This is a genomic window from Massilia mucilaginosa (assembly GCF_011682145.1).
GTDB classification, from domain to species: Bacteria; Pseudomonadota; Gammaproteobacteria; order Burkholderiales; family Burkholderiaceae_D; genus Telluria_A; species Telluria_A mucilaginosa.
Genome location: NZ_WHJH01000001.1, coordinates 295,079 through 307,157, shown reverse-complemented (window position 1 = coordinate 307,157; position 12,079 = coordinate 295,079). Strand labels below are relative to the sequence as shown.

Here is a 12,079-nt window from a genome sequence, read left to right as displayed (position 1 = left end):
AATGCCATCGGACTCGGCCGATGTCCGCATCGTGAAAACCGCTAAGTTTGATATAGATCGACTCTGCCCATCTTTGCGGGAGCGTTTTGGCGCGCGCGCGGTCTATCCAGGCATGACCGCGCCGCGCACTTAGGGTGTGCCGGCTGGCAAACTATTTCAAGGAGGAGGATATGAGCAAGATCATCGGTATCGATCTCGGTACCACCAATTCCTGCGTCGCCGTGATGGAAGGCGGCCAGGCCCGGGTGATCGAGAATGCGGAGGGCGCACGCACCACGCCCTCGGTGGTGGCCTACCAGGACAATGGCGACATCCTGGTCGGCGCGCCGGCCAAGCGCCAGGCGGTGACCAACCCGCAAAACACGCTGTTCGCCGTCAAGCGCCTGATCGGGCGCAAGTTCGACGAAGCCGAAGTGCAGAAAGACATCCACCTGATGCCTTTCAAGATCGTGCGCGCCGACAATGGCGATGCCTGGGTGGAAGTGCGCGGCAAGCGCCTGGCGCCCCAGCAAGTGTCGGCCGAAGTGCTGCGCAAGATGAAAAAGACGGCCGAGGATTACCTGGGCGGGCCGGTCAGCGACGCCGTCATCACGGTGCCCGCCTATTTTAACGACGCCCAGCGCCAGGCCACCAAAGACGCCGGCCGCATCGCCGGACTGGAAGTGCGCCGCATCATCAACGAGCCGACCGCCGCCGCGCTGGCGTTCGGGCTCGACAAAGCCGCGCGCGGCGAGCGCAAGGTGGCCGTGTACGACCTGGGCGGCGGCACCTTCGATATTTCCATCATCGAGATCGCCGAGCTCGAAGGCGACAAGCAGTTCGAGGTGCTCTCCACCAATGGCGACACCTTTCTCGGCGGCGAAGATTTCGACCAGCGCGTGATCGACCACATCATCGCCGAATTCAAGAAGCAGAGCGGGATCGACCTGGGGCGCGACCCGATCGCCTTGCAGCGCATCAAGAGCTCGGCCGAACGCGCCAAGATCGAGTTGTCCACGACCCAGCAGACCGACATCAACGAGCCCTACATTGCCATGGCCAACGGCGCGCCGGCCCACCTCAACCTGCGCCTGTCGCGCGCCACCCTGGAAGCGCTGGTCGACGAGTTGATCGACCGCACCATCGCGCCATGCCAGCTGGCGCTCAAGGATGCCGGTCTTGCCAAGGAGCAGATCGGCGACGTGATCCTGGTCGGCGGCATGACGCGCATGCCCAAGGTGCAGGAAAAGGTGCGCGAATTCTTCGGGCGCGATGCGCGCAAGGATGTCAATCCCGATGAAGCGGTGGCGGTCGGGGCGGCCATCCAGGGGGCGGTGCTGTCCGGCGAGCGCTCCGATGTACTGCTGATGGATGTCACCCCGCTGTCGCTCGGCATCGAAACCCTGGGCGGGGTGATGACCAAAATGATCCCGCGCAACACCACCATTCCGACCAAATTCAGCCAGGTGTTTTCGACCGCCGAGGATAACCAGCCGGCCGTCACCGTCAAGGTCTACCAGGGCGAGCGCGAGGTCGTGGCCGGCAACAAGTTGCTGGGCGAATTCAACCTGGTCGGGATTGCGCCGGCGCCGCGCGGCATGCCGCAGATCGAGGTCAGTTTCGATATCGACGCCAACGGCATCCTGCATGTCAGCGCGCTCGACAAGGCCACCGGCAAGGCCAACCAGGTGACGATCAAGGCCAATTCCGGCCTGAGCGAAACGGAGATCCAGAAAATGGTGCAGGACGCGCTGGCCCATGCCGACGAAGACCGGCGCGCGCGCGAACTGGCGGACGCGCGCAACCGGGGCGATGCGCTGCTGCATGCCACACGCAAACAGCTGGACGAACATGGCGCCGGCCTGGACGCCGGCGTGCGCGAGCGCATCCAGGCCGCCATGGACAGCCTCGACAATGCCTTGCGCAGCGGCGGCAAGGAAGATATCGAGACGCGCATCGCGGCCTTGTCCGGCGCGGCACAGGCGATTGGCGAAAAACTGTACCAGCAGCAAGCGGGCGCAGCGGAGCAGGGCGGCGCGGCGCAGGCTGGCGCGGGGCAAGCCAGACCGGGGCAGGACGATGATGTGGTGGACGCGGACTTCCGGGAGGTGCGCGGCGGCTGAATTTCCATGCGGATGGACTGGAACCGCTAAAAGCGGCATCGTTTGATGCGCTTGGTGTCCTTTATTGGCAGAGTCAATACGATGGGAGCTACCGCACAGCGAAGGAGCCGCCATGGCCCGGCCTGTCGTCATCACGCTCGGCCAGATCGACCAGCTTGCTCCACGCGCACTCCCGGTCTACCGCACGGCCTTTGGCCAAGAACAGCATTTCCTTGAACATTTCGGCATCGCCGCGTCGGCATTGCGCGTGAGCCATTTCATGGCGCAGGTACTGCACGAATCGGCGGCGTTGACGCGCACCGTTGAAAGCTTGCGTTACAGCGCGCAGCGCTTGGCGAAGGTGTGGCCACTGCGTTTTCGTCCGCGCGGTCCGCTCGATCCCGACGACTACGCCGGCGATGAAGCCAGGCTTGCCAACGCAGTGTATGGCGGCCGTCTGGGCAACCACCGGCCCGGCGACGGCTATCTTTACCGTGGCCGCGGATTGTTGCAGCTGACTGGAAAGGACAGCTACGCACAGGCGACTGCAACACGCCAGAGCGCCTATCCGTCGGCGCCGGATTTTGTCGCCGATCCGGAGGCGGTGCTGTCGGCTCGGTGGTGTCTGGGAGCGGCGGCGGCGATCTGGGCTGCGAAGGATTGCAACGAAGCGGCCGATGACGACAACGTCGTGCTGGTGACGACCCGCATCAACGGCGGCACGGTCGGCCTGGCCGAGCGCCGCCGCTGGCTGGCACGCACGCGGGGAGTGTGGCGTTAGTAGAGTGTGGCTTGGATACAGCGTGGGGTGGATATAGTGTGGGTGCAGAAAGTGTGGCGTGGAGAAAGTGTGGCGTGACTTGCTTGCGTTAGCGTATCCGCGTCGCCCCCGCGCAGGCGTGGGTCCAAGTTCGCTGCGCAGCCAGTGACTGACAAAGGACGCTTGCGCGCCGGCTGCGCGCGGCGCCGGCACCCAGGGCAGCGCCATCGGCGACCGCCTGCCATGCAACAATCAACGGGTCACCGACCCCGCCGGCCCTTTCACAGCCGCCGTGGCCGTCGGCTTCCCCACAAGCGCCACCGGCGGTCCCGGACGCGGCTGCGGCGCGGCCGGCGGCACCACGATATTGTCATTGAGCCGCAAGAACTTGAACCCGGCCAGCTTCATGCCATTCTTGCCGTTGCGTTCCTCGCGCGCCGCCGTGCGTGCAAAAAACGCCTCGAAGCTTTCCTCGCGCACCTGCGGCTCGGCCGAATTCAAAAAGTTACGCTGCCCATTCGCATCGACAACGATCAAGCCGACGTGCGACGCCCACAACTTGCCGCCACGCGTGGAAATCACGTTGACCAGATCGCCATCCTGCAATTGCCCGACAACGCTGGCAACCTTGTCCTTGGCCACGTACATTTCCTGGCTCAGTTGCACCGGAATGCTGCTGGCCGTGTTGTGGCGCATCTTCAGGAACGCCGCGCGGTCGATCTTCATGTCGTACGCCGTGGCGTCCGCGCCGGCCAGCAGCGCGCTGACATCCGATACCAGCCAGGCATTATTGATATTCCAATCCACCTCGGTGTAATGATTGCGCGTTGCCACGCCGACCACGCCATCTTTGTAGCGGATGCGCTGCAGCATCCAGAAGAATTCTTCCCACGACTGGCTCAGTGCCATCGCATAGGTGTGCTCGGCGAACACGACGCAGTCGCTTGCCTGCAGGCTGAACATCGGCAGGTTGTCGTGCAGTTCGTAGGGATACTCGCCCAGCAGGTTCAGCACATAGGGCTGGCCGATATTCTTGCGGCCGATCGCGGCGATGCGCTTGCGCAGGTCCGGTTCGGCGGTATGCATATACGCGATGTAACGCCCGACTTCGGCCGGCGCCATCTGGTAAATTTGCTTGCGCTGCAAGGTGGCAAGGTCGAACGGCGGTGCGGCGGGAGCCACTGGCGCGGCGATCACCGGCGCCGGCGCCGGCGGCGCAAGCGGTTCAGGTGCGGCAGATGGCGGCACGACGGCAGGCGCTGCCGCGACAGGCGGCGCCGGTGGCGCGCTGGCGCAACCGGCCAGGATGGCACTAAGTACAACAAGGGGAGCGAGACGCATCGGGAATCAATATTGAACGCTAAAGCGACAAGCTAACCGCTGTCATCGCGTTTGACAATGGAAATGTGTTGCGCGCGCGCAAGGAAGTTGCAGTTTGCCGTTCCGGCATTGCTTGTCGTGATAGATGAAATGGCATGCGCGAGCCCTCATGCCGCAGCGCGCCCGCGCCGGGCCGTCGCTGCGCGGCAACGCGCCGCGTCGCATAGCGCCCGCAGGTACAGGCTCTCTGCGATGGCGCCGGAATATCGCGGGTGCGATGTTGGCGCAAATGTGCGGCAACGAACGGTTGGGTTAGCGCTCAGCCCTTATGATGAAGCTGTGTGAGTGAGGGGGCCAGCGGCGAAGTCCGACGGTAGCACCTCCTCAGCAGGTTAGCCGGTCGCCTCGAGGATCGGCACCAATTCTTGACGCCAGCGCATGCCGTGCGCTGGCTTTGACAAACAAACGGAAGCGGAGGTCGTCATGCCTGCCATCAGCCAGCCACCCAAGCATCTTGTGCGCGAATATCTCCAGCGCCGTTCGCGTGATCCGAAGCCGCCACCATCGCCCGAAGAAATCCGGCGCGAACTCGGATGGGGTTTGCTGCTTCCGGGCTTGAAGTTGGCGCCTGTCCGCCGCTGACCGCCTCCTGTCCTACAAGAACCTTGCACTTTGTCCTATTTTTTCTGTAGCATCGTTCTACCATAATCCTAAAAACATCAACACAGGAGTATCAAATGACAAATCGAATCGGTAACAAAGACATCGCCCAGCATCGTGGCAAAGCCGAGAAAAAAGACATCAAACGCACCAACATCGCGCGCGAAGCCATCAAGAAGGCCATTGCCGCTTCCAAATACCGCAACCAGGTCCGCAATCAGCCTGCGCCAGAGGCATTCCTGCCACCGGCCTGATGCCCGCCTGAAGGCACGACAAAAAACCCGCGGCGGCGACGCTGCGGGTTTTTTGTCGTGCGGATTGCGCCATAAGGACCGCAGCGGGATCGTGTGCGCCAGGCAGCGCTGACACATGCGAGCGCCGGCATGCCGGCATCGGCAACGCTGTGCGCACCGGCCGGCGCATTCACGGCGATTGCCGCAAGGCCGCCCGCGTCACCTCGATCAGGCGCGCACTGAGGCGCTCCAGCTTGGGCGACTGCACCCGCCATGCATGCCAGTACAGCATCACATCGGTCGGCCTGTCGGGCGTCAGGTCGACCAGCGCGCCCTGCGCGATATCGTCCCTGAACTGCTGCTCCGGCACCATGCCGTAACCCAGCCCCAGCCGCACCGCATGGGTAAAGGCGTCGCTCGACGGAATGTAATGACAGGGATAACTGCCCGCCGGCAGCCCCAGCTCGCGCAACAAAAACGCCGCCTGCAAGGCATCCTTGCGGTCGAACACCATCACGGGCGCGCGCTGCGCCGCGCCGCGCTGCAAGCCGTCCGGAAACCAGCGCGCGGCGAACGCCGGCGTGGCGAGCAGGCGGTAGCGCATCGCGCCCAGCCGCTCCACCGTGCAGCCGCGCATCGGCTGCGCTTCGCTCGACACACCGGCCAGCGCCGCTCCCTGCGACAGCAAGGTGTAGGTATGGTCCTGGTCGTCGAGCGCGATGTCGAGCAGGATCTGTTCCTCGATCAGGAACGACGCCAGCCCCGGCAGCAGCCAGGTGGCCAGGGTATCGTTGTTGACGGCCAGGGCAATGCTTAAAGGATGCGCGTCGCTGTCAGCCGATTCCGCCAGAAACTCCGCTTCCAGCAGCCGGCTGCGGCGCAGGTATTGCACCAGGCGCTGGCCCGCGTGCGTGGCGCGGCAGGGTTTGCCGCGCACCAGCAGCGGCATGCCCAGCTCGCTTTCGAGCGCGCTGACCCGTTGCGACACCGCCGACGGCGTCAGGTGGAGCAGGGCGGCCGCCTGCTCGAAACTGCCGCTGTCGATCACGGCCAGCAATGCTTCGCCCTTGCGCGTATCGAGCATGTCCGCACTCCACATTAGAAAAATTTAATTATACGTAAAGAAGTTAATTTTTCTTCACTAGCTATCATCGATATTGCAAACTTGCATCTTCTAATGAGCGACCGGAGTTTGCATGCCCTACCTTTCCACGTTTTTCAATGGCCTGGCCCTGTGTTTCGGGCTGATCGTCGCCATCGGCTCGCAAAATGCCCACGTCCTGCGCATGGGCCTCAAGCGCGAGCACGTGGGCTTGACGGTGCTCGCCTGCATTCTCATCGACGCCGCGTTGATCGGGCTTGGCGTGGCAGGGGTGGGCACCCTGGTGCAATCGTCGCCCCTGCTGCTGGGTGCGGCGCGCTGGGGCGGGGCGGCCTTCCTGCTGTGGTACGGCCTGCGCAGCTGGCGCGCCGTGTTCGCCGACGCCGCGCTCACGGTCGGGCCGGCCACAGTGCGCAGCAGTGCGCGCCAGGCGCTGGCCAGCGTGGTCGCGCTGTCGCTGCTCAACCCGCACGTCTACCTCGATACCGTGGTCCTGCTCGGCGCCATCGGCGGCAACTTTGCGCCGCCGGAACGCCCGGCCTTCGCGCTGGGCGCCATGAGCGCCTCGGCCCTGTGGTTCTGCGCGCTCGGTTACGGCGCCACCCGCCTGTCCGGCCTGTTTGCCCGTCCCGCCGCCTGGAAATGGATCGACGGCATCACCGGCACCATGATGCTGGCGCTGTCGGCCTCGGTGGCGTTCGGCTCGTAGGCGCTGGCGCCGCCATTCACCGGGCGCCAGCCGCCGTTCGCCGAAATCCGCTGGGCAGCGCCGCCGCGCCGTTGTATCGTTGCGCCTGAACTGACTACAGGAGCGAACGTGTCCAATAAATCTTCTTACGAGTGGCGCAAGCAAATGATGTGGGGCCTGCTGCTGATCGGCTTCGGCACCATTGTGCTGCTCGACCGGCTCGGCATCTACCACGTCGATGGTATATGGCATTACGCGCCGCTGGTGCTGACCGTCATGGGCGTGAACAAAATGATCGGTTTCCCGACCGCCAAGGACTTCACCATGGGCTTGTGGATGGTGTTCGTCAGCCTGTGGCTGTTTGCCGTCTTCGAGAACCTGTTCGGCCTGACTTTCAGCAACGGCTGGCCGGTCCCGGTGATTTTCTGCGGCGTGACGATGATCCTGGAACCGTTCATCGAACGCCGCCTCGCGCCCGGCACGGAGCCTGCCAATGAAAAATAGAGCCCGCATCTCCGGCGTGCCCAACCAGGTCTGGCTCGGCCTGGCGGTGATCGCCTTCGGCATGCTGTACCTGCTCGATAATTTGTACATCATCGACCGCCGCCAGGTCACGCATTACTGGCCGGTGCTGGTCGTCATTTTCGGCCTGGTCAAGGTGGCCGACGCCGGCTCGCGCCACGAGCGCTTGGTGTTCGGCCTGATCGCCGCCGCCGGCGCCGTCCTCACGCTCAACCGCCTCGGCTACGGCTACCTGTTCAACGCCCGCACCCTGTGGCCGGTGCTGGTGATCCTGCTCGGCATCGGCGTGGTCCACCAGGCCCTGCGCAAACGCGATACGCCGCACGGCGTGCCGCTCAAGGACGACGCCGGTGCCGGCCCCGCAGCCAGCGACGGCGTGGTCGATATCACGGCCATCCTCGGGGGTTTCCAGCGCCGCATCAGCACGCCGGACTTTCGTGGTGGCGACATCAGTGCCTTCATGGGCGAATGCGTGCTCGATTTGCGCGAGTCGTCCATGGCCGGCGACGCCGAACTGAATGTGTTCGCCGTCATGGGCGGCATTACCATCAAGTGCCCGCCCGACTGGACCATCATCCTCAAGGGCGTGCCGGTGCTCGGCGGCTTCGAAGAAAAGACCGCGCCCGCGCCGGACGCCGGCAAGCGCCTGACCATCCGCGGCTACGCCATCATGGGCGGCGTGGAAGTGCGCAACTGATGCAGGGACCGTTCTCCACGCGGCGCGGCGCGGGGCTGTACCTGCTCGCGTGGCTGCTGCTGGCGATCGTGTTCGCGGGCCTGATCGTGGCCGCAAGCGGCGCCGCCTGGACCGACGGCCTGCTGTTTACCGTGCCGGTGACGCTGCTGTATGCCTGCGCCGCCGGGTTTTCGAGCTATTACCTGTGCCGCGCCTATCGGCTCGGTGAGCGCAGCGCCGTCTCGGTACTGGCGGTGTTCGCGGTCGCCGCCGTCGTCGCCAGTCTTGCGTGGACGGCGCTGTGCATCGGCTGGAACCACGCCTGCGCCGCCATTGCCATGACCGCTCCCTTGCAGGCGGCGATCTTCGGCCTGGGCGTGATCCTGTACGCGCTGTGCGCCGTGGCGCATTACCTGGCGCTCGAACTGGAGCGCGCGCGCGCCGCCGAACGGCGCGAACTCGAAGCGGCGCTCATGGCGCAGGACACCGAACTGCGCATGCTGCGCACCCAGATCGATCCGCATTTTCTGTTCAACAGCCTCAATTCGATCAGCGCGCTCACTTCCATCGACCCGGCCCGCGCGCGCGACATGACCTTGCGCCTGGCCGATTTTTTCCGCCACAGCCTTGGCCTGGCGGCGGGCCGCAAGGTCACCCTGGAAGCGGAAGCGACGCTGGCGATGCACTTCATCGCCATCGAAAAAGTGCGTTTCGGCGCGCGCCTGAACATCGAGCAGGCGATCGACGCCGGCGCGCTCGACTGCCTGCTGCCGCCGATGATCCTGCAACCGCTGGTCGAAAACGCCGTCAAGCACGGCATCGCCCACCTGACCGGCGGCGGCACCATCCGCATCGCGGCGCAGCGTGCCGGTTCGGTCCTGAAGATCGTCGTCGAAAACGACATCGACGACGATGCGCCGGCCGTCGGCGGCCATGGCATCGGCCTTGCCAACGTGCGCCAGCGCCTCACGGCCACCTACGGCCACGAGGCCGGCATCCACTGGACGCGCGAAGCGCACCAGTTCCGGGTGGCGCTGTCGCTGCCCTTTCACACGACGGAGAGTCCAGCATGCGCGTCATAATCGTCGACGATGAAGACCTGGCCCGCGGCCTGGTGCGCGAATTTTTGGCGCGGCATGCCGACATCGAGATCGTGGCCGAATGCGCCAACGGCTTCGACGCCGTCAAGGCCATCACCGACTTGGCGCCGGACCTGGTGTTCCTCGACATCCAGATGCCCAAGCTGAATGGCTTCGACGTGGTGGAACTGGTCGGCGCCAGGGCGCGCTATATCTTCGTGACCGCTTACGACCAGTATGCGCTCAAGGCCTTCGACATCCACGCCGTCGATTACCTGCTCAAGCCATTCAGCCAGCAGCGGCTGGACGCGGCGCTGGCGCATGCGCGCACCGGCATCGGGCAGACCGGCGTCGACGCCGTGCTGCGCGAGTCCGCGCTGCGCGGCAAGCCGCTGGAGCGGGTCTTGATTCGCGACGGCGCGCGCGTGCACATCATCGCCGCCGGCCGGATCGACTATGTCGAAGCGCAGGACGATTACGTGCGCATCAGCGCCGGCGGCAAGCACTATCTGAAGAACCAGCGGCTGGCGGAACTCGAAAGCCAGCTCGATCCGGCAGTGTTCGTGCGCGTTCACCGCTCCTGGATGCTCAATCTGGGCGCCATCGACCGCATCGAGCAGGGCAGGGACAGCCACAGCGCGATCCTCAAGGACGCCACCCGCATCCCGGTCAGCCGCAGCGGCTACCAGAAGCTCAAGGCCCTGATTGGCTGATGCGCGTCTGGTCCACATGCCACCAGCGCGGCAGCAGTTCGCGCACCTCCGGCTGCGCAAAGCGGTCGTCGATCAGATACACCACCCCGCGGTCGCCCTCGGTGCGGATCACGCGCCCGGCCGCCTGCACCACCTTCTGCATCCCCGGATACAGATACGTATAGTCGTAGCCCGCCCCGAACGTGGCCTGCATGCGCTGGCGGATCTGCTCATTGACCGGGTTCATTTGCGGCAGCCCGAGCGTGGCGATGAAGGCCCCGATCAGGCGCGCTCCCGGCAGGTCGATCCCTTCGCCGAACGAGCCGCCCAGCACCGCAAACCCGACCCCGCGGCTATCGAGCGTGAAGCGCCCCAGGAAAGCATCGCGCTCCGTCTCCGCCATGCGGCGCGGCTGGCGGAACACGGGGATATCGGGATAGTCGCGCTCTACCCGCTCGGCCACCTGGTCGAGGTAATCGAAGCTGCTGAAAAACGCCAGGTAATTACCCGGCGCCTGCGCATACTGGCGCGCGATCAGCGCCGCAATCGGCGCCACCGATCCGGCCCGGTGCGTGAACCGCGTCGAGATATCGCGCACCACATGCACGCTTAACTGCTCCGCGACAAATGGCGAGTCGATGTCGACCCACGCCGTGTCGTCCGGCAGTCCGAGCGCGTCGCTGTAGTAGTTCCAGGGGCTGAGCGTGGCCGAAAACAGCGCGCTCGCATGGGCCAGCGCAAAGCGCGGCTTGAGGAACGGCGCCGGCACGATATTGCGGATCGCCAGCGTGGACGCATGCGCGCCGTCGCGCGTGCAATCAACCATCGAATGCTCGGCAAAGGTCTCGGCCAGGCGCGCGAAGTGCAGGGCGTTGAAGTAAAAGCGCTGCAGGTCCGGTTCCATCGGCCCCGGATTGTCGGCCAGGTAGTCGGTGATCGCGCTGGACGCGCCCTGCAGCGCATCGAGCAGTTTTTCGGGCGGCGCGTCGAGTACTTCGTAAGCCGCGCCATCCTTGGACGGCCAGCTGCGGCCCACCTTGTCGAGCGCCTTTCTCAGGTGCGCCGGGGCCACCGCGCGCGCCGCCCGCAACGCGCCGCGTTCCAGGTCGGCCGAATACATCTTGCGCGCGCGCGAGACCATATTGTGCGCCTCGTCCACCAGCACGCTGACCCTCCACTGGTTCGCCAGCGCCAGCCCGTACAGCATTGCGCCCATGTCGAAGTAGTAGTTGTAATCGCCCACCACCACGTCGCTCCAGCGCGCCATTTCGCTGCCCAGGTAGTACGGACAGACCTGGTGCGCCAGCGCGACCTCGCGCAAGCCCTCGCGGTCGAGCAGCGCCACCTCGCGCGCCGCACTGCGCGCCGCCGGCAGGCGGTCGTAGAAGCCCTTCGCCAGCGGGCACGAATCGCCGTGGCAGGCCTTGTCGGGATGCTCGCAGGCCTTGTCCCGCGCGACCAGTTCCAGCACGCGCAGCGGCATGCCGGGCGCGCTGCGCTTGATCGCTGCGGCCGCGTCGAGCGCCAGCTTGCGTCCCGGCGTCTTGGCGGCCAGGTAGAACACCTTGTCCAGCCGGTGCAGCGGCGCCGCTTTGAGCACCGGGAACAGAGTGCCGACGGTCTTGCCGATGCCGGTCGGCGCCTGCGCCAGCACGCAGCGCGCGCCGCTGTTGGCGCGGAAGATGGTTTCGGCCAGGTCGCGCTGGCCCGGGCGAAACGCCGGATGCGGAAAACGCAGCGCGCCCAGCGCCGCGTCGCGCGCCTGGCGGTGCGCCAGTTCTTGCGCGGCCCACGCCACGAAGCGCTCGCACAGGCCGTCGAACATGGCGTGCAAATCAAACGCGCTGCGGGTCTCGCGCAGCACCGTTTCGGTCTGCTTGCCGATGTCGAAGTAGACCAGCGCCAGCGATACCTGCTCTAGCCCGAGCTGTGCGCACAGCAGATGCCCGTAGACGCGCACCTGGGCCCAGTGCAGATGGCGGTGGTTGGCCGGCATGCGTTCCAGGTCGCCGCGGAAGGTCTTGATTTCCTCGATCAGGTTCCGGGCCGGGTCGTAGCCGTCGGCCCGGCCGCGCACCAGCAGCGGTCCGTACTCGCCCGACAGGCTCACTTCTTTCTGGTAGCCGGGGCCGCGCCGCTCGGCCACCACGGCATGGCCGGCAATGCCTTCCTGCGCGGTGGGCGAGGGCGTGAAGCGCAGATCGAGGTCGCCCTGCTTGGCGCAAAATTCGCACAGGGCGCGCACGGCGACGACGTAGCTCACGCG

11 protein-coding genes are annotated in these 12,079 nt (G+C 65.6%); 8 read left to right on the top strand and 3 right to left on the bottom strand.

Going from position 1 to position 12,079, the window contains the following annotated elements; all coding sequences use genetic code 11:
• The first annotated feature begins 170 nt into the window (after window positions 1–170).
• Both dnaK and F2P45_RS01340 read left to right on the top strand, forming a co-directional pair.
• Window positions 171–2,102, top strand: a complete 1,932-nt coding sequence (gene dnaK / locus F2P45_RS01345) for a molecular chaperone DnaK (protein WP_166869970.1) — start codon at window positions 171–173, stop codon at window positions 2,100–2,102.
• Between the two features lie 112 nt (window positions 2,103–2,214).
• On the top strand, window positions 2,215–2,862 hold the full coding sequence (locus F2P45_RS01340) for a glycoside hydrolase family 19 protein (protein WP_166869969.1): 648 nt from the start codon (window positions 2,215–2,217) through the stop codon (window positions 2,860–2,862).
• Window positions 2,863–3,093: 231 nt separating this feature from the next.
• Here the strand turns inward: F2P45_RS01340 and F2P45_RS01335 are convergent, their stop codons facing one another.
• Window positions 3,094–4,182 (bottom strand): N-acetylmuramoyl-L-alanine amidase-like domain-containing protein, encoded by a 1,089-nt coding sequence (locus F2P45_RS01335; RefSeq protein WP_166869968.1) that lies wholly within the window; start codon window positions 4,180–4,182, stop codon window positions 3,094–3,096.
• Between the two features lie 716 nt (window positions 4,183–4,898).
• Between F2P45_RS01335 and F2P45_RS01325 the strand changes: the two genes are divergently transcribed.
• Entirely contained in the window at window positions 4,899–5,075 is a 177-nt protein-coding gene (locus F2P45_RS01325; RefSeq protein ID WP_164557843.1) for a hypothetical protein, read from the top strand.
• Window positions 5,076–5,244: 169 nt separating this feature from the next.
• Here the strand turns inward: F2P45_RS01325 and F2P45_RS01320 are convergent, their stop codons facing one another.
• Complete coding sequence (locus tag F2P45_RS01320; RefSeq protein WP_223164654.1) at window positions 5,245–6,138, bottom strand: LysR family transcriptional regulator ArgP; 894 nt, start codon at window positions 6,136–6,138, stop codon at window positions 5,245–5,247.
• A 112-nt stretch (window positions 6,139–6,250) separates the two neighbouring features.
• Here F2P45_RS01320 and F2P45_RS01315 point away from each other — a divergent pair, with 112 nt between their 5' ends.
• From F2P45_RS01315 to F2P45_RS01295, 5 genes are all read left to right on the top strand, one after another.
• Entirely contained in the window at window positions 6,251–6,865 is a 615-nt protein-coding gene (locus F2P45_RS01315) for a LysE/ArgO family amino acid transporter (RefSeq protein ID WP_166869965.1), read from the top strand.
• A 108-nt stretch (window positions 6,866–6,973) separates the two neighbouring features.
• Window positions 6,974–7,348, top strand: a complete 375-nt coding sequence (locus tag F2P45_RS01310; RefSeq protein ID WP_166869964.1) for a LiaF transmembrane domain-containing protein — start codon at window positions 6,974–6,976, stop codon at window positions 7,346–7,348.
• Window positions 7,338–8,063: a LiaI-LiaF-like domain-containing protein gene (locus tag F2P45_RS01305; protein WP_166869963.1), complete on the top strand. Its 726-nt coding sequence runs from the start codon at window positions 7,338–7,340 to the stop codon at window positions 8,061–8,063. Before F2P45_RS01310 ends, F2P45_RS01305 begins: the two co-directional genes overlap by 11 nt.
• Complete coding sequence (locus F2P45_RS01300) at window positions 8,063–9,124, top strand: sensor histidine kinase (protein WP_166869962.1); 1,062 nt, start codon at window positions 8,063–8,065, stop codon at window positions 9,122–9,124. Before F2P45_RS01305 ends, F2P45_RS01300 begins: the two co-directional genes overlap by 1 nt.
• Entirely contained in the window at window positions 9,112–9,834 is a 723-nt protein-coding gene (locus tag F2P45_RS01295) for a LytR/AlgR family response regulator transcription factor (protein ID WP_166869961.1), read from the top strand. Before F2P45_RS01300 ends, F2P45_RS01295 begins: the two co-directional genes overlap by 13 nt.
• On the opposite strand, the gene F2P45_RS01290 is transcribed toward F2P45_RS01295, so the two are convergent.
• On the bottom strand, window positions 9,815–12,076 hold the full coding sequence (locus F2P45_RS01290; protein WP_166869960.1) for an ATP-dependent DNA helicase: 2,262 nt from the start codon (window positions 12,074–12,076) through the stop codon (window positions 9,815–9,817). The two genes, F2P45_RS01295 and F2P45_RS01290, sit on opposite strands and share 20 nt — an antisense overlap.
• Window positions 12,077–12,079 lie beyond the last annotated feature (3 nt).

What these genes read in the sequence shown, in the direction of transcription:
- dnaK (WP_166869970.1), top strand. Translation starts at nt 171, where the DNA reads ATGAGCAAGATCATCGGTATCGATCTCGGTACCACCAATTCCTGCGTC.
- F2P45_RS01340 (WP_166869969.1), top strand. Translation starts at nt 2,215, where the DNA reads ATGGCCCGGCCTGTCGTCATCACGCTCGGCCAGATCGACCAGCTTGCT.
- F2P45_RS01335 (WP_166869968.1), bottom strand. Translation starts at nt 4,182, where the DNA reads ATGCGTCTCGCTCCCCTTGTTGTACTTAGTGCCATCCTGGCCGGTTGC.
- F2P45_RS01325 (WP_164557843.1), top strand. Translation starts at nt 4,899, where the DNA reads ATGACAAATCGAATCGGTAACAAAGACATCGCCCAGCATCGTGGCAAA.
- F2P45_RS01320 (WP_223164654.1), bottom strand. Translation starts at nt 6,138, where the DNA reads ATGCTCGATACGCGCAAGGGCGAAGCATTGCTGGCCGTGATCGACAGC.
- F2P45_RS01315 (WP_166869965.1), top strand. Translation starts at nt 6,251, where the DNA reads ATGCCCTACCTTTCCACGTTTTTCAATGGCCTGGCCCTGTGTTTCGGG.
- F2P45_RS01305 (WP_166869963.1), top strand. Translation starts at nt 7,338, where the DNA reads ATGAAAAATAGAGCCCGCATCTCCGGCGTGCCCAACCAGGTCTGGCTC.
- F2P45_RS01300 (WP_166869962.1), top strand. Translation starts at nt 8,063, where the DNA reads ATGCAGGGACCGTTCTCCACGCGGCGCGGCGCGGGGCTGTACCTGCTC.
- F2P45_RS01295 (WP_166869961.1), top strand. Translation starts at nt 9,112, where the DNA reads ATGCGCGTCATAATCGTCGACGATGAAGACCTGGCCCGCGGCCTGGTG.